Raw genomic sequence first — 25,916 nt, 5'->3', positions numbered from 1 at the left:
CTGCGTCGCTTAGTTCTTGAACGTTCTTGCCGTTTCCTCGGCGGCGAAGCGCAACTCCGGTTCGAACGCGAGCAGGTCGTCGAGCGTGAGGCGTCCGATGGGCGCCTGCACCGCGATGGCTGCGCAGGCGCGATTGCGATTGAGCATGACCGGCACCGCAATCGCGATCAGTCCCTGCAAGTGTTCCTGATTGCTGATGCCCATCTTGCGCCGCCGTGTGCGCTCGAGTTCGGCGCGAAACGCCCCCCGATCGGTATAGGTTTGCTCGGAGAATCTGCGCAACGGGAGAGTTTCGATCAGGCGATCACGCCGTTCCTTCGGCAAAAAACTCAGTAGCAGCTTGCCGCTGGCCGAGCAGTGCATCGGCACGTGCGAACCGGGCTGCAAGTGCATGCGCAGCGGCCACTCCGTCTCGACGCGGTCCACATAGATCACATCGTTGCCCGAGAGCATCGTGAGGTTGCATGTCTCGCCGATGCGCGCGACCAATTGTTCGAGCAAGCCGTGCCGCGCTGCGGCGACGCCCGTTTGCATCAATACGTTGATGGCCAGCGCGCGCACCCGTGGCGAGCACTCGTAGCGGCGGTCGTTGGCGCTGCGCGTGATGAGCCAGGCGTCCTTGAGCTGGGTGAGGATGCGATGCACCGTCTGCTTCGGCAGGCCCAGCGCGTTGACGAGGTCCGTCATCGAGAGTGGGCCGCCCGCCACCGCCAGCGTCTCGAGCACGCGAAACGCCCGCACCGCGGCCGCGTTCGATTGATTCGATGCCGTCATGTCGCCTCCTGACGCGATGTCCGCCGCGGTCATGCGCCGCGGCAACTTGTCTCGACTCGCCACGCGCTCGATCGATCGGGATCGTCGGCGCTGTTTAACGCGATTTTGCATCGTTTTCATTACTTTTGCGGACTTCATCGGTCCCGAATATCGAGACGACCTGTACACCCCCTCGATGTGTCCGGTTTGTCCGGGAATTTGAGACCTGCAACGCAACCCGGTTAGCTAGATTGATGACACAACCCCAAGCGAAAACCGGCGCTTTGCGCCTCAGGAGACATCACATGAATTCACGGGCTTTCGGCGCCGTCATCTCACCGGTCGATATGCAGGCGCAAGCGTCTGCACACGATGTCGACGCGCAGGTCGCGACACTCGTCGCCCGGGCGCGGGCGGCGCAGCGCGATTTCGAGCGGGCGGGCCAACAGGCGTTCGACACGGCGGCCAGCGCGGCGGCATGGGCGATCATGGAGCCGTCGCGCAACCGCCAATTGGCCGAACTGGCGGTCCGCGCGACCGGACTCGGGAACGTCGACGACAAGATCCAGAAGAACTTCCGCAAGACGCTCGGCTTGCTGCGCGACCTGCATGGGCGCAAGACCCACGGTGTCATCGCGCAAGATCCGGCGAAGGGGATCGTCGAGATCGCGCGTCCGGTCGGCGTCGTCGCGGCCATCACGCCATCCACAAACCCGGCCGCCACCCCCGCGAACAAGATCGTCAACGCGCTCAAGTGCGGCAATGCCGTGATCGTCGCACCGTCGCCCAAGGGGCATTCGGCGTGTGCCTTGCTGCTCCGGTTCATTCATGCCGAGTTCCTCAAGGCGGGCCTGTCGCCGGATCTCGTGCAGATGCTGCCCGAGCCGGTCACGAAGGCCGGGACGGCCGCGCTGATGCGTCAGGCGGACCTGATCGTCGCCACCGGCTCTCAGGCGAATGTGCGGATGGCCTACACGAGCGGTACCCCGGCGTTCGGTGTCGGGGCGGGCAACGTGGCGTCCATCGTGACGCAGAGTGCCGACCTGACCGACGCCGCCGTCAAGATCGCGCGCTCCAAGACCTTCGATAACGCAACGAGTTGTTCGTCCGAGAACAGTGTTGTCATCGAGAGCCGCGTCTACGACGCCATGATCGACGCGCTGCGTGCGGTGGGAGGCGTGCTGCTCGATGCCCACCAGAAGCGGGCGCTCGAGGCGGTCATGTGGGTGGATGGCAAGCTGGCCGGCCAATGCACGGCGAAGTCGGCCGATGTGATCGCGCAACTGGCCGGACTTGACGACGTGGCGGCACTGCGACCGGCGTTTCTGATGGTCGAGGAGTCGGGCGTGGGGGCAGACCACCCGTTCTCGGGTGAAAAGCTCTCGCCCGTCCTCTGTGTCTATCGCGCGAGCGACTTCGCCGACGCGGCGTCGCTCGTCGAGCGCATTTATGCCTATATGGGCGCGGGCCATTCGGTCGGCCTGCATGGTACTGACCCGGCGCAGGCAGTGACGCTGGCCGAGACATTGCCGGTCGCGCGCGTGATCGTCAATCAGGCGCATTGCTTTGCGACCGGTGGAAATTTCGACAACGGTCTGCCGTTCTCCCTGTCGATGGGGTGCGGGACCTGGGGGAAGAACAATTTCACCGATAACCTCGGCTTTCGTCAGTATCTGAACGTGACGCGGGTGGCCTTCCCCATCGCGGGCACCGTGCCGGACGTCGACGATTTTCTGGGGGACTATTTCGAGAGGTTCGGACGATGAATGCGCCCATGACATCCGTCCTGATCGCCGACGTCGCGACGCCCGCCCCCCTGACGATGCCTGCGCGCACGCTTCGCGACCTGATCGATGCGCAGGCGGCTGCGTTGGGCGACAAGCCTTACCTGCTCACGACGCGCGAGGCCATCGAATCGGGCGCCGAAGTGCAGGGTGTGCGCGCCACGGACCATCGCGGGCACGACACTCCCACGCTCACCTTCAGCGACTTGCGCGACGACTGCCGCGCGCTCGCACAGCGGTTTGCCGAGGCCGGGCTGTGTCCAGGGGACATCGTGTCCGTGTGCATGGGCAACGGCCTGCAAACGGCGCGCGTGATTCTCGCCTCGATGTACAGCGGTCTCATCGTCAATCCCATCAACCTGCTGTGCCAGCCTTCGCAGTTGCAGTACATCGTCGAGCACTCGGATACGCGGCTGATCTTCGTGTCCGAGGCGATGCAGCCAGCGCTCGCGCAAGCCGTCGACACGGCGCGCGCGCAAGGCATGACGCGGCCGGTGGCGGTGGTCTGCACCGCAGCGGAGGCGACGGCGTTGCCGGAGATTCCAGCGCTGGGAGGACCCGGCACACCCGTGCCGTCCGAGATGCGCGACGTGGCGCTGCTCATGTACACGTCGGGCACGACCGGTGTGCCGAAAGGGGTCATGCTCACGCATCGGAACCTGCTGGCCAACGCGGGCTTCATCAGCGCCGCGCATTGCCTGACGCCGGACGACCGGGTGCTTGCATCGCTGCCGCTCTACCACATCAACGGACTCGTCGTTACGCTGCTCGCACCGCTTTTCCACGGAGGATCGGTCGTGATGGCCCCGCGCTTTTCGGCACGCACGTTCTGGCGCGACGTCATGACAACGCATTGCACATGGATCAATGTCGTACCGACCATCGTCGCGTATCTGCTCGACGGCGAGGTGCCGGCGCCGGCGGCCCTGGCGGCGCTGCGCTTCTGCCGTAGCGCGTCGGCGGCGCTGCCTGCCGATCACCATCGCGCCTTCGAGGCCCGCTTCGGCATCGGCATCATCGAGACGATGGGCATGACGGAGACGGCGGCACCGATGTTCAGCAACCCGTTCGATGCGGCCCGGCGGCGCATCGGCAGCATTGGCCTGCCGTCGGGCGGCGAAGCGAGGGTCGTCCGGCGCGATGGCACGCGCGCCGCGTCGGGTGAGACCGGCGAACTGGTGTTGCGCGGCGCACAGGTCATGCACGGGTACTACAAGCGCCCCGACGAGACTGCGGCTACGTTCACGGCCGACGGCTGGCTTCGCACTGGCGATCTCGGCTACTGCGACAGCGACGGGTACTTCTACATCACCGGCCGTGCGAAAGAGTTGATCATCAAGGGGGGCGAGAACATCGCGCCGCGCGAAATCGACGAAGCCTTGCTACGCCATCCGGGCGTACTGGAGGCGGCTGCGGTAGGCGTGCCCGATCCGGCTTATGGACAAGACATCGTGGCGTTCGTCGTGGTGCGTGAGCATGACAATGGCGCCAACGGCGGCGACTGCGCGCCGCCGGACGCAGCGGCGCTGCGCGCGCACTGCCTCCAGACCCTCGGGCGCTACAAGACGCCGAAGGAGTTTCGCTTCGTGAGCGACTTGCCTCGTGGCCCGTCGGGCAAGGTGCAACGCCTCAAGCTGCTGACAGGCTAGCGGCTAGCGGCTAGCGGGTCACGGCCCACGGCCCGCAAGGGCATTTCGCTTCACCGTGCAGGACACGATCGCATGCGCAAGACGCGTGTGACGTAAATACATAGGAGACAACATGGACAAGCACACCGGTCGCGTGAAGACGCGCCACATCATATTGGCGGTCATGTGCCTGATGTATTTCATCTCGTACATCGATCGTGTCAACATCGCCGTCGCCGGCCCGTTCATCCGACAGGAGATGGGGCTGACGACGGTGCAACTCGGTCTTGTGTTTTCGGCCTTTGCGTATCCGTACGCCGCGATGCAGATCTTCGGCGGCTGGCTCGCCGATCGCTACGGGCCGAAGTTGGTGCTGACCGTGCTCTCGCTGATCTGGGGCGCCGCCACCCTTGCCACCGGATTTGCCGGCAGCATCGTGACGTTGGTGGCGTTGCGCTTCGTGCTGGGGGTGGGCGAGGGCGGGGCGTTTCCGACGGCCACGCGCGCCTTCACCTACTGGATGCCGGTCGGCGAACGCGGCTTTGCGCAGGGCATCACCCACAGCTTCGCGCGCCTGGGCGGCGCGATCACGCCGCCCGTGGTTCTGGCGATTGTCGTGGCCTTCGGCTGGCGTGAGGCGTTCATCGTTCTGGGTGCGGTGAGTCTTGCCTGGACGCTGCTGTACATGAAGGTGTTTACCAACACGCCGGAGCAGCACCGCCGCATCACACCCGAGGAGACGGCCGAGATCGGTTACCGGCCGGGCGATTGCGAGCGCGCGAAAAAGGCGTCGACGCCGTGGCGCAAGCTCATTCGCCGCATGTGGCTCGTGACGTTCGTCGACTTCTGCTACGGCTGGCTGCTGTGGGTGTACCTGACGTGGATGCCGTCGTATCTGCGTGAATCGCAAGGCTTCGATCTCAAGCAACTCGCATTGTTCACTTCGCTGCCGCTATTGGCGGGCGTCGTTGGCGACACGCTCGGCGGCGTGGTCTCGGACAAGCTCTACAAGATGACGGGCCGACTGCGCTTTGCGCGCGTCTCGGTGATGGTGGTCGGCATGGGCGGCTCGCTTGCTTTCCTGTTGCCCATGACGAGGGTGTCCGATCCGATGGTGGCCGTATTTCTGCTCTCGTCGTCGTTCTTCTTCCTCGAGATCACCAACCCGGTGCTATGGACATTGCCGCTCGATATCGCCGGCAAGTACGCCGGCACGGCGGGCGGCATGATGAACACGGGGTTCGGTCTTGCCGGCATGATCTCGCCGGTCGCATTCGGTTATCTCATCGAGACGACCGGCAGCTACAACGTGCCGTTCGCCATCTCGGCGGGGTTGCTTGGGGTGGGGGTAATCGCTGCGCTGTTCATCGACACGAGCAAGACCGTCGAGAAAGACGAGGCGGACGCGCAGCGCGAGGCTGCCGGTGCCATGGTCGAGGCCACGCCGGCGTGGGCAGGGGCCGGACCGCAGCGACATCCGCTGCGCAGGCCCTTGCGTTGGCGCCGGTAGGCGCGTCCGCACACGGGTATGCCCGCCGATCCGGCGGGCATACGCATCGCGTGCCGGCAACGTGCTCGCGTTGGCGCATGCGAAGACAGTGCGAAGACGCTCGCACGCTACGTCACCGGACATTGGTTGCCCATGCTGCCCGGGCGCCCTGGTCCGCACGGCGGTCCGCGCAGGGCGCACGCCGGGCCGGACGCCGATGGCGATCGACGAACTCACTCGGGGTCTCGCCGCAGATTCGCTTGAAGTGGCGCGCCAGATGACTCTGATCGAAGAATCCGACGTCGGTCGCGACATGCGAGCCGGGAACGCCCGCGAGCAAGAGCCGCTGCGCCGCCGCGACGCGCACACCGCACAAGTAGCGATGCGGCGCTTCTCCAAATCGCTGCCTAAATGCCGTGGCGAAACGCGAGACCGACAACGCGCACATTTGTGCCAACTGCGGCACGGAGAGCGCTTCGTCGAAATGCGATTCCATGTAGGCGCGTGCATCGTCGAGCGTGCCCGTCGGGGCGCCTTGGCGCACAGCCGCAGGCGTGCCACGCGATGAGCCCACAGGGGCGGTCGTGTTCATGACTGGGCTGCCGTGGGGGAGGGCGGGGCGCCTTGCGGCGAACGCTGGGCCGGTGTCGGCGCAGGCGTCCCGGCGAGATTGAAGCGCTCAATGCTGAACGGTTGAAGATCGATTTCCGACCGGCCGGTGGCGATCAACTCCGCCATCGTCTCGCCCACGCCGGGTCCGATTTGGAAACCGGCGCCGCTGAAGCCAAACGCATAATAGAGACCATCGGTCGTGCCGCTCCTGCCGATGATGGGCTCACCGTCAGGCATATAGCTCTCCACACCGCTCCAGACGCGAATGATATGCAGTGGTGCGACGCCCGGCACCAGTCGCCGGAATTGCCGCAACTGAGCGAGCGTGTTCTCCGGCAGCACGGCGGCGCGCGATGTCGCCGCGTCGGCCGGTCCCGGCGGGCCACCCCCCAGAATCAGATTGCCGCGAGGGATTTGCCTGAAGTAGATGCTCTCTTCCTTGATCGATGTATAAACGCCCATTGACGAGCGAAAGACATACGGCACCGGCTCGGTGACTGCCATTTGCGGTCCGCGCACCGTCAGCGGCGCGGCTTCACCGAACTGCGCCGCCAGTGCCTGGGACCATGCGCCCGCGCAGATCGCGAGGCGTTCTGCCAGCAACGACTCGCCGTCGAGCGTTTCGACGCGAAATCCTGTCGCGGTTCGCTCGACCCTGCGCACCGGCGCGTTCTCCCGGATGTCGGCCCCCAATGCGGCCGCCGCGCGCGCAAAGGCAGGCGCGGCCAGACGCGGGTTGGCATGACCGTCGAGCGGCGAGATCGAGGCGGCGAGTACGTCCGGACCGAGAAACGGAAAGCGGCGGCGCATGGCGGCACCTTGCAACACCTCGAGGTCCAGCCCATAGTCGCGCGCCTGCCGAGCGTATTCGCTGAAATACTCGGCGTCGTGCGCGTGGTAGGCCACGCGCGTGTGGCCGGACGGAAGAAATTCGATATCGCTGCCGAGCAGTTCGCGCGAGGCTCGCCATATCCGTAGCGACCGATTGGACATCGCCAATTGTGGCAGCGCCCGGCCCTGCCGACGTACGCCGCCGAAGTTGGTGCCGCTGGCCTGCTGTCCGGTCATGTTGCGCTCGAGCAGCACCACGGACAGGCCCCGCTTGCGCAGGAAAAAGGCCGTACTGCAGCCCATGATGCCGCCACCGACGATGATGACATCGGCGTGGGTTTTGTGCGAAGCATGCGTGTTCATACAAGCTCCGTGCCGTAAGGCGTTGCACTTGCCGCGGCGTCTCGCGTCGCCTCGGTGTCCTTCGCCTGCGCCGCTGCGTCGAGCGCGACGGCCAGCGGCTTGACCGGCGCCTGGCCGCGCAATCGGCCAACGGCGGCAAGCGGGACCCCCAGCGCGGCGGCCATCACTTCCGTCCCCGCATGCGCACAGAATCGTCCCTGGCACCGTCCCATGCCGACGCGCGAAAAAGCTTTCGCCCGATTGGCCTCCATGGCGCCCTGTTCGGTACACACGCGGCGCAGCTCCCCCGCTGTGATCCCCTCGCAGCGGCAGACCACCGCCGTATCGGGCAATTGCCGTGCATGATGCGCAGGCCACGGAAACGCGGTACGCAACCCAGATGCAAAACGCGACAGGCGCGCAAGCCTCGCGCGCAGGCGGTGCGAATCGTCGTGCCTTGGCGGGATACCCAGCTCGCGCAGCGCTGCCAGTGCAGCAAGCCGCCCTGCGCACTCGGCGGCATCGGCCCCGCGTACGCGCGCCCCGTCGCCGGCAAGATAGATGCCGGGCACACTACTGCGACCGTTCTCGTCGATCGCAGGCAGCCACTGCGCCGCAGCGTCGTCGAAGGTGAAGGCACACCCGGCCAGATCCGCGATCTGCGTCTCGGGGCGCAGGTGAAAGCCCATCGCGACGGCGTCGGCGGGCACCGCCAGTGCCGAGTCGTCGGCCAGTTTCACATGCACGCCGCGCACGCCCAGTTCGTCATCGCCGTCGATGCGTATGGGCGTGACGCCGCGATGTATCGGTACGCCCGCCGTGCGCAGCGTGTGCAGCAACGCGGCCCCCTTGAGCAGCACTGCCGGTTTGGCGAGCAATTGCGGCAATGCGCGAAACCGCGCATGCGCGGGAGAGGTGTCGAGCACCGCCGCGGGTTTCACACCGGCCTTCACGTATTGGGCGGCGAGCAGATACAGCAGCGGCCCGGTGCCGAGCATGACCGTTTGCGAACCGATGACGCAGCCCTGTGACTTGAGCGCGACCTGTGCGCCGCCGAGACTGTACGTGCCGGCATATTGCCAGCCGGGCACCGGCATGAGCCGGTCGGTGGCACCGGTACATACCAGCAGCGCGTCGAACGCTAAGCTGCTTGCGCCTTGCGCATTGGTCAGGTGCACGACGCCACCGCGGATATTCCATACGAGCGTTTCCGGCAGATAGTCGATGTGAGCACGCAGCGCGTCGAAGCAATTGTGCAGGTGCTGCGCGCGTGCCGCTTCGGTGCCGTAAAGCGCGGCGTAGGTGCGGCGAAAGCCATCGGGCTGGCGGCGGTATATTTGTCCGCCATCGCGACGTCCTTCATCGATCACGAGCGGCCGCAGGCCCGCCTCGACCAGCGCTTGCGCCGCACGAACCCCGGCCGGCCCGGCGCCGATGACGATCACGCGAGCGGCCATATGGCCTCCTCGCCGCCGGTCGATGCCTGCATCGGCGCGGCCTCGTCGTCGCCACGGCGCGTCAGTCGGGTGACGATGTCCATGCCTGCAGCGACAGGTGTGGTGCACGCGCGCAGCCTTTCTCCGGTGCGTGTCCAGACCCAACAGTCCTGGCAAGCACCCATGACACAGAAGCCGGCGCGGCGCTCGGTGCCGAATTCGGCGTCCCGAAGGCCGCCCTGTGTCGTGAGGATGGCGACCATGAGCGTGTCGCCTTCATAGGCGAGCACAGGAAGGGCGTCGACGTGCAACGGCACGCGCACGCGCCCGGTTTCGGCGACGCGAACGAAACGTGCGCTCGGAAGTTCTCGCGCATCGGCTGGCGGCAGGGTCATACGCTCAACTCCGGTTCGCACGGGGGGGATTGCGTGGCCTGCAACTTGTCGAGATCGGCGCTCGCGTGATGACAGAGGATGGCGGCACCGTTATCGAGCGTTTTGAGCGACGGCGGGGTGACATTGCACTTGCCGTCGATGCGCACCGGGCAGCGGCTGCGGAACGCGCACAGTTCCGCCACCTCGGTGCTCGGCCCCAAGGGGGGGAGCGCATTCGTGACACAGGCACGGCGTTCGTCGAGCCAGCCCTGGCGCAACGCCGGCACGGACTCGACGAGGAGCCGTGTGTAGGGATGCCACGGCGGCGCGCTGAGGACTTCGCGTGCGCCGGACTCCACGCGCTGTCCCGCGTAAAGCACCATCACTTCGTCACAGATTGCGCGCACCGTTGAAATATCGTGACTGATGAACATGTATGACAGGCCCAGATCCCGACGCAGTTCCGCGAGCAGATCGATGATGGCGGCACCCACGACGGTGTCGAGCGCCGAGGTGACCTCGTCGCAAAGAATCAGCGAAGGCTCTGCTGCAAGCGCACGCGCCAGATTCACGCGCTGCTTTTGCCCGCCGGACAAGCCGCCTGGTGTTCGGTCGAACAGCGTGGACGGCAGTCGTACGCGGTCGAGTAACGCCAGCGTTCGCTGCTTCGCGGCGTTCCCGCGAAGGCCGTGATAGAGCTTGAGCGGGCGCGCGAGAATGTCGGCGATCGTGTGACTCGGGTTGAGCGCGGTGTCAGCGTTTTGGAACACGATCTGAATGCGACGATAGTGCTCGGCGCTGCGCTCGCGCAACGAATCGGGAAGCGGCTTGCCATCGAACCAAACCTCACCGCGCGCGCGCGGCACGAGGCCGGCCACCACGCGCGCCAACGTCGTCTTGCCGGAGCCCGACTCGCCGATCACGCCCAGGGCACTGCCTTTGGCAATGCGAAGACTGACATCGTCAAGGACGCGCACCGCCGGCAGACCGTGCCGGTCGCGATTGCCGTAGCCGGCGTGCAACCCGCGTATTTCGAGTAGCGCCGGGGCCTGCGTGTCGCTGCGCGAGGCGCTCGCGCCCGGAAGACCGTCGTGACGGCGTGCAGCGAGCAACTCGCGGGTGTAGGCGTCGTCAGGGCTGCGCAGTACCTTTTCGGTACTGCCGATTTCGCGCACGGCGCCGCCATTGAGTACGACGATCTGGTCGGCCATCTGCGCCACAACGGCGAGATCGTGCGACACGTAGACCGCCGTGGTCCCCAATTCGCGCACGACCTTCTTGAACGCGGCAAGCACCTCGATCTGCGTGGTGACGTCGAGCGCGGTCGTCGGCTCGTCGAATACCACCACGGCCGGATCGGTAATCAGCGCCATGGCGGCCATCAAGCGCTGCAACTGGCCGCCCGAGACCTGGTGCGGATAGCGCTCACCGATGTGCTCCGGCGACGGCAGCGCCAATGCCCGGAACAGCGCCACGGCCTTCACGCGCGCCTGCGGTGCGGTGGCGGTCTTGTGCAGCAGGGCAGGCTCGATCACCTGATCCATGATCGTGCGCGCCGGGTTGAAGCCGGCGGATGCGCTTTGCGCCACGTACGCGACGGTGCGTGCGCGCAGCGCGCGCCGGCCACGGTCGTCGAGCGAGAGCACCTCGATGTCGCCGATCCGAATTTGCCCGCCCGCGATCTCGCACCCGTTTCGGGCGTACCCGAGCAATGCGAGCGCGATCGTCGTCTTGCCGGACCCAGATTCACCGATGAGTGCGAGGACTTCGCCGCGCCGCACCGAGAAGTCGACTCCGCGCACGATCTCCGAAGTTACACCACGGCTGCGGGCCACCACGCGCAGTCCGCGCACGTCGATCATCACGGGTTGGCACGGGGTGCCTGTCGTGTGCTGCCGGGTCATTTCGCCCCTCCGTTGCCGAATGCGCCGCGCCGGCGAAGATTGTCGATCAGCAGGTTTACACCGATGGTCAGCGATGCGATGGCCAAGGCGGGCATGAGTACGGCCGGCGAGCCTTCGGCCAGACCGCCGATGTTCTCGCGCACGAGCGAGCCCCAATCGGCATTCGGCGGTTGCACGCCGAGGCCGAGGAACGACAGGCCGGAGAGCAGGAGCACGATGAACACGAAGCGCAGTCCGAAGTCGGCCAGCATGGGATGGATCATGTTCGGCAGCACTTCCACGCGAGCGATGTAGAGGAGCTTCTCGCCGCGAGCGCGTGCGACCTGGACATATTCGAGCGTCATGAGATTTACCGCCAGCGAGCGCGAGATGCGGAACGCGCCCGGGATGTAGGCAAACGCGACGACCAGAATCAGGAGCGTGTTGCCGGAGCCGAAGGCCGCGATGACGACCAGGGCCAGGACTTTGCTCGGGATCGATATCAGCGCATCGAACAGGCGCGAGAGCACCTCGTCCACCCACCGCGGCGCGACCGCCGCGCACAAGCCGAAGAAGGTGCCGGTCACACTGGCGAGCACGGCGGCGACCAGGGCGATGCCGACCGTAAAGCGTGTGCCGATCAGAATGCGGCTGAGGATGTCACGGCCGAGGTAGTCGGTCCCGAGCGGGTAGGCGGCGCTATAGCTTGCAAAGACGTCGGCCGAGGTGAAGGCACCGCCCGGATGGGGCGCGATCGACGGGCCGATGCAGGCAATCACCAGCCAGAACACCACGAGTAGCGCGCCGATCATGCCCAGCCACGAGATGCGCTCGCGCAGGCCGGCGAAGCGACCGGCGCGCGAAGCGCCGGGTGAGGCGAGCGTGTCGGCGGCCACGGCGACGGGCATGGCGGGCGGGATGGCCTCGGCGGTGCTCACAGGTGGGCGGGAAGTCGGATTCATCGTTGACGCAACCTCGGGTTGGAGACGACTGCGCACAGATCGGCGATCAGCACGAGCAGAAGATAGGCCGCGCAGAACACCATCACACAGCCCTGCACGAGCGGCAGGTCGCGGTTGGTCACGGCGTCGACCAGCAGGCTGGCGAGGCCCGGGTAGTTGAAGATCGTCTCGACGATCACCACGCCACCGAACAGATACGACAGGCTCAGCGCGACGACGTTGGCGATCGGACCCACGGCGTTCGGCAACACGTGACGCCAGACGATGCGAATGGGCGACGCGCCCTTGAGGATGGCCATCTCCACGTACGACGAACTCAACTGGTCGATCACGGCGGCGCGTGTCATCCGGGCCATCTGGGCGACGATCACGCAGCACAGCGTCATGACGGGCATGGCATAAATACGGGCCAGATCGTCGAACGAGTTGACGGACGACAGGTAGGACAGTGCCGGAAGCCAGCGCAGCTTGACAGCGAAGATCAGGACCGCGATGGTCGCAACCAGAAACTCCGGGACGGCCACCGCCGAGAGTGTCAGGACATTGAGCACACGATCGAGCAGCGAACCGCGCCACATGGCGGCGGCAATGCCGATGGCCAGCGCGAGCGGTACCGACACCAGCGTGGTGAGGCCTGCCAGCACGAGCGAGTTGGGCAGGCGGCTTGCAATGAGTTGCGAGACCGGAAGATTGTTCGACATCGATTCGCCGAAGTTGCCCGCACTCATGTGAACGAGCCACTGAAAGTAGCGCGTGATCGCGGGCTGATCGAGGCCGAGTTGGTGACGCAGTGCGGTGACGGCTTCGGGGGTGGCCGCCTGGCCGAGCGCCATCTGAGCGGCATCGCCCGGTAGCAGGGCCGTGATCGTGAATACGATTGCCGACACCAGCACCAGTGTCAGCAAGGCCAGGCCGAAGCGTGCCGCGATAAGGCGTTGCACCTGGGCTTTCATTGGAAACTTCTCCCGTCAATTCGACGCCGTTCGTACGAGACGACGGTGTCAGACCGATGCGCGCCACGCCGGGCGGCGCGCATCGCCTGCTTCTTGCTTCCTGCGACCGTTGCGCGTTGGCGCGCAACGGCGTGTGCTGCGACCTGCCGCAACGTCAGGCTTCGAGCCAGACGTGCTCTGCGAACATGAAACCCATGAGACCGGCCAGCGGGATCGACCCCAACCCCTTGAGCTTGGTGGTGTGGGCGTCCAGCGACGAGAGGAACATGGGGATGCCGATCCCGCCATCCTGGTGAATCAACGTCTGGATGTCGCCATATAGCGCCTTGCGTTTCGTGTCATCAGGCTCGCCGCGTGCGGCCACGAGCAACTGATCGAACTTCGGATTCTTCCAGTTGGCTTCGTTCCACGGTGCATCGGAGCGGAAGAATTGCGTGAGCAGCACGTCGGCACTGGGGCGGGCGTTCACCGACCCGAACGTGAGCGGGTGCTTCATCCAATGGTTGGACCAGTAGCCGTCGGCGGGCACCCGGTTGATCTTCAGATTCAGACCGGCCTTCGGGCCGATCTGCTGGAGCATCATCGCCATTTCGACGGAGCCCTCGGCGGCGGGGCTGGCGTAGACCTCCAGCGGCGCGCTGGACAGGTTGGCCTTCTTGAAGTACCAGGTGGCCTTTTCCGGGTCGTAAGGGCGTTGTGGCAGTCCCGCGAAATAGTACTTGTTGCTCGGGTCGATCGGCTGGTCGTTGCCGATCGCGCCGAAGCCTCGGAACACGGTGCGCCTGATCTGCTCGCGATCGAACAGATGCATCATGCCCCGGCGGAAATCGCCGTTGCCGGTGATGCCACCCTCGTCGCGCATGATGAGGTCCGTGTATTGCCCCGTCTTGGTTTCGAGCACGGTGTATCCCGGCGTGGTCTTGATACGCTCGGTCGAGCGCGGGTTCACCGCATTGATCAACTGGACATCGCCGGAGAGCAGAGCGTTCACGCGCGCCGATTCGTCGCCGATGCCGATCAGCTCGATCTCGTCGAGATACGGTTGTCCCGACTTCCAGTACTTCTCGTTGCGCACGCCGACGGTGCGCACGCCGGGTGAGAACTCCTTCACCTTGAACGGGCCCGTGCCCACTGCGGTCTTGAAGTCCTTGGTGCCGTCCTTGATGATGAGGAAGTGCGACGTGGCGAGAATCACCGGCAGGTCGGCGTTCGGGCCTTCGAGCGTGATGGTCACCTCGTGCGGTCCGGTCGCCTTCGCGTCCTTGATCTGGTCGGCCAGCGTCTTCGCCTTGGACGCCGTGGCCGGGTCCTTGTGGCGCAGGATCGAATACGTCACGTCGGCAGGCGTGAGGGCCTTGCCGTCGTGGAACTCAATGCCGCTGCGCAGTTTGATGACCCAGACCTTCGCGTCGGTGGTGTCGATCGACTGCGCCAGCGCGAGTTTCGCACCGAGCTTCGAGTCGAGCTCGGTCAGCCCGTTGTAGAACATATTGGCCCGCACATAGTCGGTCGCCAGCGCGCCCTTGGCCGGATCGAGCGTATCGGCTGCCGATGCCGATTGCGTGGCCACGCGAATCTTGCCGCCGCGCTTCGGCGTCTGGGCAAAGGCCTGACCGCTCACGCTCAGCAGACCCGTGCCCGTCAGGGTTAGCAGCCCGCTGGCGGCCATGGCGCGCAGCAGATCCCGGCGCTGGGCGCCACGCTGACCCAGGCGCTCATCCGGTGCTGCGCACAGGTCGACACCGTTGACCGATTTATCTGAATTCATTGCACATCTCCACTTGTGGGGTTGCCGAGGGATCAGGATTGCCCGCCTCAATCGGCGGGTAAGCGCCGGGTGAATCAATAAAATACGTCTTTGACGCGGAAGTACGCGCCGACGAGCGGCAGGAACCAAGGTTTTCCGGTGTGCCCGGGAATCGCGGGCCAGTCGAAATCGCGCCACGGGTTGGCCTCGACTTGGCCGTTCATCACCTCGGACATGATTTGCCCCATGTGCGTGGCCATCTGCGTGCCGTGGCCGCTGTACCCCATGGAGTAAAAAATGCCGTCGTGCTGGCCGGCCCGAGGCAGCCTGTCGGCGGTGATGTCGACCAGTCCGCCCCAGCAGTAGTCGACACGGGCCTGGGCGAGCGAGGGGAACAGTGCCGCGAGGTTGGCGCGCAGAATTCGCCCGCTGCGCTCGTCCGACGGATGCTCCGACGCCGTGAAGCGCGCCCGCCCGCCGAGGACGAGCCGATGATCCGGGGTGGTCCGGAAATAGTTGTGCATCAACCGGCTGGTAACGTAGGCCCTGCGGTTGGGCAGGAGCCGGTCGAGCGTGTCGGCGCCGAGCGGTTCGGTCACGATGATGAACGAGCCAATCGGTGCCATGCGGCGGCGATACCAGCCGAACGGGCCGTGACGCGAGGGGCCGGTAGCGACGAGCACTTGCGTTGCGACGACCTCACCCCGCGCCGATTTCACCCGGTAGGTACCATCGCCCTGACGCGCAATTTGCGTCACAGGCGCATGCTCATAGATGCGAGCGCCGTAGCGCACCGCCGCCGATGCCAGACCGACGGCAAACTTGCCCATGTGCATCTGTCCGCCGTGACGTTGCAGCAGGCCGCCGTGGAAGGCCTCGGACGCTATTTCGGCACCGATGCCGGCGCGGTCGATCAGTTGAACGTCGGGATCGACGTCGCGGGCGATCAACTCGGCGGTGGCTGCCAACTGCGCCATGTGGTGAGGCTTGGCGGCGAGCTTCAGTTTGCCGCGACGGCTGTAATCGCAGTCGATGCCTTCCTCTCGGACGACACGTTCCACCGTGTCGACTGCCGCCGCATAGGCGCGGTAACAGGCGCGCGCGCGATCGGCGCCGAGTTGTGCCGTGAGCGCCGCGTAATCCTGCGCCACCCCGGTGTTGCAGTGCCCGCCGTTGCGACCCGATGCACCCGCGCCGACAGCCCCGGCATCGAGCACGGTCACTGACGCGCCGCGCTTGCCCAGCGCCAGCGCGGCGGACAGACCCGTGAAGCCCGCGCCGATCACGGCAACGTCGGTGCGGCCCTCCACGGGACCTTCCTGAGTGCCGGTAAATCGCGCAACGGTGTCGAGCCAGTACGAGTCGAGTTTCATGTCAGGGGGCAGGTCGAGGGCCGTAGGGATGGGCGCAGGAATGACCGATTACAGCCCGAGTTGCACGGCGAGATCGATGATGTCCTTGACTGGCGTGTATTCGTAGAACGGTGCTTCGGGCTCATGACCGCGCATCACCATCGCCTTGTGCTTGATGCCGAGGTCGTGGGCCGTCATCAAGTCATAGCGCGGGCTCGACGAGACATGCAGAATCTCGTCCGGCTGCACGCCGAGCTTTTTGAACATGTATTCGAAACCCTGCATGCGTGGCTTGTAAGCGCCGACCTCTTCCGCGGTGATCACCGCGTGGAACGGTGCGCCGAGCATTTCGATATTGCTCATGATCTGCTCGTCGGCAGCGTTTGTCAGGCCCACCAGCTTGTACTTCTTGGCCAGGCGCGAGAGACCTTCGGGGACGTCCGGGTGCGGGCCCCACGTCGGTACGGCCAGGTAGAACTGTTCGGCTTCGGCGGCGTTGAACGCCACGCCCGTTCGTTCGCAGGTACGGCGTACCGAATTGACGACCACATCGCGATACGGCTTCCATGCGCCAAGCACTTCGTCGCGGCGGTAGGCGGCAAAAAACTTCACGAAGTTATCCATCGCTTCGCCTTGCAGACGGTTGCCGTAGATTTCGCGGGCCAGATCGGCCATGCGGAATTTGACCAGCGTGCCATAGCAATCGAAGGTGATGAATTTCGGCTCGAAGTCGATCATGATTTCTGTCCTTGGTGAAAAGCGAACCCCGAGGGATTCTTGGGCGAAAAGGGGGGCATCGAAAGCAGTCGAACGACGGTCGAAAATGGCTACCGGGGTTTTCGACCGAACGCGTGATTCGCGACATCCTGATGAAAAATTAAATCAGGTCAAAATCTCGGCTTGGCGTTGAAATGCTCGGGGCAAAAATAGAATTCCATGCGTTTTGAGGGGCACGAACAGCACGAAATGCTTCGCCATTTTCCGAGGCCGCGTTAACCCGCATCAATGACACCGTGAAAAGCGCCTGCGGGAAACACGAACGCGATACGCTCATCCATTGAGGTCGATGAGTACCGATTTGCTTCGCAGGTTGGCCTCGAACGCCTGGCGTCCCAGATCTTTGCCGAGTCCCGATCGCTTGAATCCCCCCGTCGGCAGCACGAAATCCGATGAGCGGCCGTAGCGGTTGACCCAGACGTTACCTGCGTCGATGCCGCGCATCATGCGCATGGCACGGCCAAGGTTGGCGGTGTGAACCCCTGCCGCGAGCGCATAGTCGTCGTGCTGCGCCAGTTGCAGCGCCTCGGCTTCCGAAGTGAAGGTCTGCACTGTCAGCACGGGGCCGAACACCTCCTCGCGCACGATCTCGGCGTGCGTCTGAATGTGGGTCAGTATGGTGGGGGCGTACCAGGCGCCGTCCTGATGCGCGCTGACGCGCTCGGCGCCGCAATACACATTGGCGCCCGCATCGCGGGCGCGCGCGACGAGGGCGTCGATGCGGTGCGCCTGGGCATGGCTGACGATGGGGGAGAGCGTGGTGCCGGCCGACCATGTCGCGCCCGGCTTAAGCGACGCGAAGATGGCCCGCAGCTTTTCGAGCAGTGCCTCGGCCACGCTCGATTCGACCACGAGACGCGAGCCTGCATTGCACACCTGACCCGCATTGCCGGTGATGCCCATGGCAATGCGTCGCGCAACGGCGTCCAGATCCGGCACGTCGGCGAAGACCACCTGGGGGCTCTTGCCGCCGAGTTCGAGCGTTACGGGCTTTGTTCCTGTCTGGGCGCAGGCCGTCATGATCGCGGCGCCGGTCTGCGTGGAGCCGGTAAAGGTGACCTTGCCGACGCGCGGATGGCGCACCAGTGCGTCGCCGGTCGTCTTGCCATCGCCTTGCACGACGTTGAACAGATTGGCCGGGACACCCGCCTGAATGGCCAGCTCGGCCAGACGCAGGACCGAGAACGGTGTCATCTCCGATGGCTTGAGCACCACGGCATTTCCGGCGGCAAGCGCCGGGGCGATTTTCCAGATGGCCATGACCAGCGGGAAGTTCCACGGCGCAATGGCCGCCACAACGCCGATCGGTTCGGTGATCGTCATGCCGAGGAGCGACGGATCGGTCGCCGCCAGTTCGCCGCCGTGCTTATCGGCGTGCTCCGCGTAGAAGCGCAGGCATTCGGCGGTATAGGGTACGTCCCAACCGGCGGCCTCGCGCACGGGACGCGTCGAGCCAATGGCCTCGAGCGGCGCCAGCGTGTGCACGTCGGACTCGACGAGGTCGGCGAAGCGGCGCAGGACACGTGCCCGCTCGCGCGGTGCGCACGTGGCCCAGCCGCTGCGACGAAAGGCTTGCCAGGCGCCGTCTGCCGCGCGGGCAACCGTGTCAGGGCAGGCCAACGCAAGCTCGGCGTAGGGGCGGCCGCTGGACGGGCAAATCACCTCGAGCGTCGTGCCATCGGCGTCGACCCGCTTGCCGTCGATGAAGTGTCCGGCGGGAATGCCGACCTGCGCAGGATCGAAACTGTCCATGATGATTCTCCGGCGCCGCCACGGCGCACGTACCGGGGCGGCAAGCGACTAAAAGGGGGAGGGGGCGCGCGAGCGCGCGGCCGCCGGATCGTGGGGGCGGCGCCCTTCATGGTAGGTGCGGCGCGGTGGCAGATTGCATCGAAACAAATGCGCAGACCGCATGCGACCACCGTTTTGCGCGCGGCGGCGGCATGAATGCAGCATTCGTCTCGCAGCGCGCGATCCTGCGGGCAAACAATAGAATCATCCTATGCAGTGGCGGCGCGGGTCGCCATAGTGACGCCATGGTGGGCGTGGCTCACCGCTTCGCATCCGGCAATGCCCCAAGGAGGCTCGGCGTGTCCGAATTCCATGCATCTTCCCAACTCGTCTACCGGCCGTTTACCGCAACCGACGTTGCGGCGGGTCATCGTCTGTCCAGCGTGGTGCGCTGGCCCCACAAACCTGATGACTGGCGTCTCCTGTCACGCCTGGGGCAGGGCTTCGTCGCGTTGGACGGAGACGAGGTCGTGGGGACCGCGCTCTATTGGCAATATGGCGAGGCCGGTGGCTCGCTGGGCATGGTGATCGTTTCACCTGACCAGCAAGGGCGCGGCATCGGGCGCACGCTTATGGAGCGCATGCTCGACAAGCTGGGGGCGCGCATGACGGTGTTGCATGCCACGCCGGCCGGGCAGCCGCTTTATGAGAAGCTCGGGTTCAATGTCGTGGGCAGTATCGATCAACATCAGGGTAACGCGCGCCGTCCGGCCCTCATGGAGTTGCCGCCCGGCGAGCGTTTGCGGCCGCTGAGCACCAACGATCCCGAGCGGCTTATCGCGCTCGCCAGTCGCGCCAGTGGCCTTGACCGGGGGCGCGTTATGCCGGCATTGCTCGAAGTCGCGGACGGCATTGCGATCGAGCGCGACGGCGAGTTGCTCGGGTTTTCGCTGTTCAGGCGATTCGGCCGGGGATTTGCCATTGGCCCGCTCGTGGTGAGCCGCGAGGGTGGCGACGCGATGGCCCAGCAACGAGCGCAGGCTATGATCGCGCACTGGCTCACACTGCATGAAGGCCGGTTCGTGCGTATCGATGTGCCCTCCGACAGCGGGCTCACCGACTGGCTCGAAGCGCTCGAGCTCAAGCGCGTCGACACGGTCGTGAAGATGGCTCGCAACGGCGCGCCGCTGACCGACGCGGAGTTTCGACAATTCGCCATCATCAATCAAGCCATGGGCTGACGCTGGAGTTCTCGGATGTCGTTTCTTTACAAAGCCGACCCGGCGCGTGGCGCCGTGTGGGCGCGTTTGTTCGCACAGAGAGCGCCGCGAACGGCATTTCGCATGTGGCCCAACGTCGGCGATGCGCGCGAGGTGCGCTACCTCGCCGCCTGGACGCCGCCGGACGATCTGCATACGTTGCTGCCGAACCTTGAAGTCGTGTTTTCGACGGGGGCGGGCATCGATCAGTTCGATCTGTCGAGGGTGCCCGACCATATTCCCGTCGTTCGCATGATCGAGCCCGGCATCGTCGAGGGCATGGTCGAATATGTGACGCAGGCAGTGCTCTCCATTCACCGAGATATCTTCGCCTACGCACGTCAGCAAGCAGTGCGCGAGTGGGCCGCGCTGACGGTCGTGCCGGCCAGCGACCGACGTGTCGGCGTGCTCGGTCTGGGCATGCTCGGTCAGGCCGTCCTGGCGCGCCTGAGTGCGTTCGGGTTCGACTGCGCGGGCTGGAGCCGCACACCGCGCCAGATCGATGGCGTACGCTGCTATGCGGGCTACGAGTCGCTCGACGCCTTCCTCGCCCGTACCGACGTCCTCATCTGCCTGTTGCCGCTCACGTCGGCCACGCGCGGTATTCTCGATAAGCGACTGCTTGGCGGCTTGCCGCGCGGCGCATGGTTGGTCAATGTAGGCCGAGGCCCCCATCTCAATCAGTACGACCTTCTCGAGTTGCTCGACGGCGGCCATCTGTCCGGGGCGATTCTCGACGTGACCGATCCGGAGCCGTTGCCGCCTTCGCACCCGCTGTGGACGCATCCCACGGTTCGTATCACGCCGCATATCGCCAGCGCCACGCGGCCGGAGACGGCCGTGGAGATGGTGCTCGAAAACCTGCGCAGGCACCGCGCGGGTTTGCCGATGATCGGTCAGATCGATCGCACGCAGGGCTATTGAGCGCGCCGGGCACCGTGCCCGGCAGCACAAAATGCTGCGAGCACTGCAATTTCGCGGCGCACGCTTTCTTTACGGCTTAATTTGGCGACGCATGTGCGTCGACCGGTCTTTAGTATGGATACAGGTTCATTCCCGTCCCATTCGACAAGCCGAGAGACCCCATGTCAAAGCAAGCACTTCTCGATGCCGACCGCCGGCATCTCATCCATCCCGTCGTCAGCTATCGCGCCCACGAACGGCAGGGTGCGACCTTGCTCGAATCCGGGCACGGCGCTTACCTGCGCGATATCGACGGAAAAGAGCTGCTCGACGCCTTTGCAGGGCTGTGGTGCGTGAACGTGGGATACGGGCAGCAAAGCGTGGTCGACGTCGCGGCTGCACAAATGGCGAAGCTTCCTTATGCAACCACCTACTTTCACTTCGGCAGCGCGCCGGCGGCGCGACTCGCAGAGAAGCTGGTGTCGATCACGCCGCGTTCCTTGCAGCACGTGTATTTCTCGCTCGGCGGCTCGGATGCCGTCGACGCGGCACTGCGCTTCATCACGCATTACTGCAACGTGACGGGCCGCCCGGACAAGAAGCACTTCATTTCGCTCGAGCGCGGCTATCACGGTTCGTCGTCCGTTGGCGCCGGCCTGACAGCACTCGGTTCGTTTCATCGTGGCTTCGACGTGCCGCTGCCGACGCAGCATTATCTTCCGTCTCCGTACGCTTACCGCGACCCGCTCGGACGCGATCCACAGGCGTTGATCGCGGCCGGTGTCGCGGCGCTCGAGGCGAAGGTTGCGGCGCTGGGGGGCAGCGACCACGTCGCGGCATTCTTCTGCGAGCCAGTGCAGGGATCCGGTGGCGTGATCGTACCGCCCTGCGGGTGGCTCAAGGCGATGCGCGACGCGTGCCGCCGGCTGGACATCCTGTTCGTCGCCGATGAGGTCATTACCGGTTTCGGCCGTACCGGACCGATGTTCGCGTGCGAGGCGGAGAACGTAGAACCCGACATGATGACCCTCGCCAAGGGGTTGACCTCAGGATATGCGCCGATGGGCGCGGTGCTCATGAGCGACGCCATTTATCAGGCGATCGCCGATGGCGAGCAGGGTCAGGTGGTGGGGCACGGACAGACGTACTCCGCGCATCCGGTGAGTGCTGCCGTGGCCCTCGAAGTGATTCGCCTGTACGAGGAGGGGGGGCTGCTCGCCAATGGGCAAGCCGTGGCGAAGGCATTCGGGGCGGGACTCGATTCGCTGCTCGATCATCCGCTCGCGGGCGACGCGCGGCATCGCGGTCTGCTCGGTGCGGTGGAGTTGGTCGCGGACAAGGAGAGCAAGGCGCGTTTCGATCCGTCGCTGCGGCTCGCCGACAAGATCTCGGCGATCGCTTACCGAAACGGGGTGATTTTCCGTGCCTTTGCCGACAACATCCTGGGCTTTGCGCCAGCGCTGTGCTTTACCGAAACCGACGTCGCGCTCATGGTCGATCGGGTGCGGGCCACGCTCGACGAAGTGCTGGCCGACGACGCGGTAAGCGCTGCCCGAAGCGCCGCGCAAGGTGGCCGCAAAGCCGCATGAACAGGGGGGCGAGATGAGCGCCGGTGCCGTTGGAATTGGGCTTTTCGGGCGATTTCGCTGTGTTAAGATCCTTCACGATCCACGATTGACCGCGCCCCGGTTGGCGCCACGAAACGACGATGGGCACGGACAGCAAACTCGACCGCATCGACCTGCGCATTCTTTGTCAACTGCAAAAGCGCGGTCGCATCACAAACGTGGAACTCGCGGACGCCGTGGGCCTGTCACCCAGCCCGTGCCTGATTCGTGTCAAGCGCCTGGAGAAAGCGGGTTACATCGCAGGCTATGGCGCGCAGATTCAGCTCGAGAAGCTGGGCGACATTCAGATCGTCTTCACGGAGGTCACGCTCGCCGACCATCGGCGGGAGGATTTCATTCGCTTTGTCGACGCCATTCGCGACATCGACGAAATTGTCGAATGTCATCTTGCCAGCGGCGGCTACGACTACCTGCTCAAGTTTGTCACGCGCAGCGTGAGTCATTATCAAAGCATCATCGAAGGGTTGCTCGAACGCGACATTGGCATCGAGAAATACTTCAGCTACGTGATCATCAAGTCACCCTTCGTCAAAACACACTATCCGCTGGAGACGCTGTTTCCGCCGCAGGGCTGACGCTGTGCGCGCGGGCATTCTCCATCGCCCCCAAGGCGGGGCGGCGGGTGTACGACCCTATCGCGCAAACCGGAGCACCGAATCATGACGCTTGACCTCACGCGTGGCCCTCTGCTGCGTACGCAAAACCTGATCGATGGCGAATGGCGAGATGCCACGGTGCAACAGCGTTTTGCCGTGACCGACCCGGCGACGGGCGAGTTCATTGCAATGGTGGCCGACGCTGCGCCGGCCGATGCGCGAGCCGCGGTCGATGCCGCCGAGCGCGCACTGCCGGGTTGGCGCGGGGCGTTGCCCGCCGAGCGTGCGGCGTTTCTGCGGCGCTGGCATGCCGCGATCCTGGCGCATCGCGACGATCTCGCACGACTCATTTCCCGGGAGCAGGGCAAGCCGTTGACCGAAGCGCTGGGCGAGGTCAACTATGGTGCGTCATATGTCGCGTGGTTTGCCGACGAGGCAACGCGTATCTATGGCGACATCATCCCGGCGCAGACGCGCGGCAAGCGCATGAGCGCCGTCAAAGAGCCGATCGGCATCGTGGCGGCGGTCACGCCCTGGAATTTTCCGCTTGCGATGATTGCAAGGAAGATTGCCCCGGCGCTTGCCGTCGGTTGCACGGTGGTTGCAAAGCCTGCCGAGGACACGCCGCTCACCGCGCTTGCGTTGGCATATCTTGCACAAGAGGCCGGACTGCCCCCCGGAGTACTCAACATGATTGCTGCATCGCGCGCGCAGGGCGTGAGCGCGGTCGCGCAGTGGCTTGGCGATCCCCGTGTGCGCAAAGTGACATTCACGGGGTCGACGCCGGTGGGCAAGCATCTGGCGCGAGAGTCGGCGGCGACGCTCAAGAAGTTGTCGCTGGAGTTGGGCGGCAATGCGCCATTTATCGTTTTTGACGATGCTGACCTGCCTGCGGCGGTCGCCGGCTTGATGGCGGCCAAATTCCGCAATGGCGGCCAGACGTGCGTGTGTCCCAATCGGATCTATGTCCAGACGGGGGTCTACGAGCGATTTGCCGGGTTGCTGAGCGAGGCGGTGGCCTCGCTCAGGGTTGCCCCTGCCACCGATGCGCTGGCGCAGATCGGTCCGATGATCAATACGCGCGCGGTCGAGAAGATCGCGCGTCACGTGGACGATGCCGTCGCCTTGGGCGCGCGCGTGTTGACCGGTGGGTGCCGGCTCGACGCGCTGGGGCCGAACTACTATGCGCCTACCGTCTTGTCCGAGGCGCACGAGGGCATGGCGCTGTCGTGCGAGGAGACGTTCGGCCCGGTGGCGGCGCTCTTCCGGTTCGAGACCGAAGCTGAAGCCATTGAACGCGCCAACGACACGCCGTTCGGCCTGGCGTCCTACTTCTACAGCGAGAACCTGCGGCGCATAGAGCGCGTGGCATCGGCGCTTGAGGCCGGGATCGTCGGAATCAACGAGGGTGCGTTGGCGAGCGAGGCGGCCCCGTTCGGTGGCATCAAGGAGTCGGGGTACGGGCGGGAAGGGTCGAAGTACGGTCTGGACGACTATCTCGCCATCAAGTATCTGTGCCAGGGTAATCTGGGCTGACGGCTCGCGGTTGCAACGCTGGGAGTGGCGAGTGGTGAGCTGGGCGGTGCGGCGAGGCCGATTCCAAGCCATGGGGCGTCCGGCGAAACATTGTTGAAGGTGATTCGGTATGCAGAGTAGTGTGCTTTGCACACCGATGTCCGTCACACGTCCTGATCGACCCCATGCACTTCGTGAAGCGAGTGCATGTCGGCCCGGCCCCAGACGGCCATTTTGTTCTTTCCCCCGCGCTTTGCTGCATAGAGCGCTGCATCCGACGCGGCCAGCCAATCGGTGACCGATCTGAATGTTTTGTCCAACGCTGCCACGCCGATGCTGAGCGTCACGCCGGAAGCGCCAACGTCGGCGTTTGCGGCGCGTGCGAACTTCACGCTGACAGCATTGAGCTTGGCCAGGACGCTGGCGAGCGGCTCGCCTTCGAACAGCACGGCAAACTCGTCGCCGCCATAACGGCCGGCAACATCGGACGACGTAAGGGTTTCGCGCAAGATCGTGCCGGCCGCGCGAATCAGCGTGTCGCCGCGCAGGTGACCATAGGTGTCGTTGACCTGTTTGAAGCTATCGATGTCGATAAGGGCCACATAGGCAATCCCATCGGGCATTCGCGATTTCTTTTCGAACGATTCTATGACCGCCTTCATCCAGAATCGCCGGTTTCTCAAGGTGGTCAGATCGTCATGGCCACTCATTTCGCGAATCTCTTTCTTGCTTTGAGAGAGTTGTTGGGCGAGCGTGTAGGTTGAGAGGGCGACCAGCGTCGGGTAGAGCATGAGCAGGGGAAGGCAGGCGGCAACGCTCAGCACGTCGGAAGCCGGATTCAGTGCGAATCCGGTCAGCACACCCGCCAGGCATGCGCCGAGCAATACGGCAATGGACCCTTGCCACAACAGTCGAACGCCGCCGGCGGCGGCATTGTGCATGAGAAGCATCGAAATCAGAACCGCGGACGGTGCGGCGGAAAAGTGCATGGCGGCGGCCCATGCGCCACCAGCGATTGAATCGAGGAGCAGGTTCCGGCGTTCCGCAGCGACCGGGTCCGGCGCACGCATGGCCAGCATATGCGCCAGGGTTGGCCAGATGAACGCATTGATCGCCCAGATGGAAAGCACAACGTGACTCGCACCGGCCGGATAAACGGTGGCGAATATGAGAATTGCGCTGAGCGCGCATCCCAGCGAACGCAGTGCGAGAACCCGTCGCGAAAAGCGACGCCCCTTATCGAACCGTGACTCCATCAGTGCTCCAAACCCGGGGTTGCCTGCATGTGCAGGGACGACCAGGCAATGCGCGGAGTGACCGCTGCCCGTTGCCCGACCATCGAACGAACGACTGAGGTCAAG

The 25,916-nt window shown here is 65.0% G+C and carries 21 protein-coding genes; 8 read left to right on the top strand and 13 right to left on the bottom strand.

The features are described from left to right. Positions 1-9: 9 nt before the first annotated feature. On the bottom strand, positions 10-774 hold the full coding sequence (locus ACE3UG_RS16120) for an IclR family transcriptional regulator (protein ID WP_374625641.1): 765 nt from the start codon (positions 772-774) through the stop codon (positions 10-12). A gap of 284 nt (positions 775-1,058) precedes the next feature. Here ACE3UG_RS16120 and ACE3UG_RS16115 point away from each other — a divergent pair, with 284 nt between their 5' ends. The 3 genes from ACE3UG_RS16115 (at position 1,059) to ACE3UG_RS16105 (ending at position 5,675) form a co-directional block, all read left to right on the top strand. Continuing rightward, on the top strand, positions 1,059-2,519 hold the full coding sequence (locus ACE3UG_RS16115) for an aldehyde dehydrogenase family protein (RefSeq protein ID WP_374625638.1): 1,461 nt from the start codon (positions 1,059-1,061) through the stop codon (positions 2,517-2,519). A gap of 8 nt (positions 2,520-2,527) precedes the next feature. Further along, positions 2,528-4,186 carry an AMP-binding protein gene (locus ACE3UG_RS16110; RefSeq protein WP_374625636.1) on the top strand — a complete coding sequence of 553 codons (1,659 nt, stop codon included), beginning with the start codon at positions 2,528-2,530 and terminating at the stop codon, positions 4,184-4,186. Positions 4,187-4,298: 112 nt separating this feature from the next. Next, positions 4,299-5,675, top strand: a complete 1,377-nt coding sequence (locus ACE3UG_RS16105) for an MFS transporter (RefSeq protein ID WP_374625634.1) — start codon at positions 4,299-4,301, stop codon at positions 5,673-5,675. Between the two features lie 112 nt (positions 5,676-5,787). Here ACE3UG_RS16105 and ACE3UG_RS16100 read toward each other — a convergent pair whose 3' ends face one another. The 11 genes from ACE3UG_RS16100 to ACE3UG_RS16050 all read right to left on the bottom strand — a co-directional run bounded on the left by ACE3UG_RS16100 (position 5,788) and on the right by ACE3UG_RS16050 (position 18,675). Further along, the gene (locus ACE3UG_RS16100) at positions 5,788-6,150 is read right to left on the bottom strand and encodes a helix-turn-helix transcriptional regulator (protein WP_374625701.1); all 363 of its coding nucleotides are present in this window, start codon (positions 6,148-6,150) and stop codon (positions 5,788-5,790) included. Positions 6,151-6,242: 92 nt separating this feature from the next. Beyond that, on the bottom strand, positions 6,243-7,460 hold the full coding sequence (locus ACE3UG_RS16095) for an NAD(P)/FAD-dependent oxidoreductase (protein ID WP_374625632.1): 1,218 nt from the start codon (positions 7,458-7,460) through the stop codon (positions 6,243-6,245). Continuing rightward, positions 7,457-8,896 (bottom strand): FAD-dependent oxidoreductase, encoded by a 1,440-nt coding sequence (locus tag ACE3UG_RS16090; protein ID WP_374625630.1) that lies wholly within the window; start codon positions 8,894-8,896, stop codon positions 7,457-7,459. Before ACE3UG_RS16090 ends, ACE3UG_RS16095 begins: the two co-directional genes overlap by 4 nt. Beyond that, complete coding sequence (locus tag ACE3UG_RS16085; RefSeq protein ID WP_374625628.1) at positions 8,881-9,270, bottom strand: (2Fe-2S)-binding protein; 390 nt, start codon at positions 9,268-9,270, stop codon at positions 8,881-8,883. The genes ACE3UG_RS16090 and ACE3UG_RS16085 overlap by 16 nt, the downstream gene beginning before the upstream one ends. Next, positions 9,267-11,153 carry an ABC transporter ATP-binding protein gene (locus tag ACE3UG_RS16080; RefSeq protein WP_374625626.1) on the bottom strand — a complete coding sequence of 629 codons (1,887 nt, stop codon included), beginning with the start codon at positions 11,151-11,153 and terminating at the stop codon, positions 9,267-9,269. Before ACE3UG_RS16080 ends, ACE3UG_RS16085 begins: the two co-directional genes overlap by 4 nt. Next, positions 11,150-12,094 (bottom strand): ABC transporter permease, encoded by a 945-nt coding sequence (locus ACE3UG_RS16075; protein ID WP_374625624.1) that lies wholly within the window; start codon positions 12,092-12,094, stop codon positions 11,150-11,152. Before ACE3UG_RS16075 ends, ACE3UG_RS16080 begins: the two co-directional genes overlap by 4 nt. After that, positions 12,091-13,047, bottom strand: a complete 957-nt coding sequence (locus tag ACE3UG_RS16070) for an ABC transporter permease (protein WP_374625622.1) — start codon at positions 13,045-13,047, stop codon at positions 12,091-12,093. Before ACE3UG_RS16070 ends, ACE3UG_RS16075 begins: the two co-directional genes overlap by 4 nt. A gap of 154 nt (positions 13,048-13,201) precedes the next feature. After that, positions 13,202-14,815, bottom strand: coding sequence for an ABC transporter substrate-binding protein (locus tag ACE3UG_RS16065; protein WP_374625620.1), 1,614 nt, complete (start codon positions 14,813-14,815; stop codon positions 13,202-13,204). 74 nt (positions 14,816-14,889) lie between these two features. Further along, positions 14,890-16,167: an NAD(P)/FAD-dependent oxidoreductase gene (locus ACE3UG_RS16060; protein WP_374625618.1), complete on the bottom strand. Its 1,278-nt coding sequence runs from the start codon at positions 16,165-16,167 to the stop codon at positions 14,890-14,892. 48 nt (positions 16,168-16,215) lie between these two features. Continuing rightward, positions 16,216-16,884 carry a haloacid dehalogenase type II gene (locus tag ACE3UG_RS16055; RefSeq protein ID WP_374625616.1) on the bottom strand — a complete coding sequence of 223 codons (669 nt, stop codon included), beginning with the start codon at positions 16,882-16,884 and terminating at the stop codon, positions 16,216-16,218. A 312-nt stretch (positions 16,885-17,196) separates the two neighbouring features. Then, positions 17,197-18,675: an aldehyde dehydrogenase gene (locus ACE3UG_RS16050; protein WP_374625614.1), complete on the bottom strand. Its 1,479-nt coding sequence runs from the start codon at positions 18,673-18,675 to the stop codon at positions 17,197-17,199. Between the two features lie 338 nt (positions 18,676-19,013). On the opposite strand from ACE3UG_RS16050, the gene ACE3UG_RS16045 reads away from it, so the two are divergent. From ACE3UG_RS16045 to ACE3UG_RS16025, 5 genes are all read left to right on the top strand, one after another. Continuing rightward, the gene (locus ACE3UG_RS16045; protein WP_374625612.1) at positions 19,014-19,895 is read left to right on the top strand and encodes a GNAT family N-acetyltransferase; all 882 of its coding nucleotides are present in this window, start codon (positions 19,014-19,016) and stop codon (positions 19,893-19,895) included. A gap of 15 nt (positions 19,896-19,910) precedes the next feature. Then, positions 19,911-20,837 (top strand): 2-hydroxyacid dehydrogenase, encoded by a 927-nt coding sequence (locus ACE3UG_RS16040; RefSeq protein WP_374625610.1) that lies wholly within the window; start codon positions 19,911-19,913, stop codon positions 20,835-20,837. 161 nt (positions 20,838-20,998) lie between these two features. Next, positions 20,999-22,405 carry an aminotransferase class III-fold pyridoxal phosphate-dependent enzyme gene (locus tag ACE3UG_RS16035; RefSeq protein WP_374625608.1) on the top strand — a complete coding sequence of 469 codons (1,407 nt, stop codon included), beginning with the start codon at positions 20,999-21,001 and terminating at the stop codon, positions 22,403-22,405. Between the two features lie 119 nt (positions 22,406-22,524). Further along, positions 22,525-23,019 carry an Lrp/AsnC family transcriptional regulator gene (locus ACE3UG_RS16030; RefSeq protein ID WP_374625606.1) on the top strand — a complete coding sequence of 165 codons (495 nt, stop codon included), beginning with the start codon at positions 22,525-22,527 and terminating at the stop codon, positions 23,017-23,019. An 84-nt stretch (positions 23,020-23,103) separates the two neighbouring features. Then, complete coding sequence (locus ACE3UG_RS16025) at positions 23,104-24,576, top strand: NAD-dependent succinate-semialdehyde dehydrogenase (RefSeq protein WP_374625604.1); 1,473 nt, start codon at positions 23,104-23,106, stop codon at positions 24,574-24,576. A 143-nt stretch (positions 24,577-24,719) separates the two neighbouring features. On the opposite strand, the gene ACE3UG_RS16020 is transcribed toward ACE3UG_RS16025, so the two are convergent. Continuing rightward, the gene (locus ACE3UG_RS16020; RefSeq protein WP_374625602.1) at positions 24,720-25,811 is read right to left on the bottom strand and encodes a diguanylate cyclase; all 1,092 of its coding nucleotides are present in this window, start codon (positions 25,809-25,811) and stop codon (positions 24,720-24,722) included. Positions 25,812-25,916 lie beyond the last annotated feature (105 nt).

This window comes from Pandoraea sp. (genome assembly GCF_041919235.1).
Lineage (GTDB): Bacteria > Pseudomonadota > Gammaproteobacteria > Burkholderiales > Burkholderiaceae > Pandoraea.
This window is presented reverse-complemented; position numbering and strand designations above follow the sequence as displayed.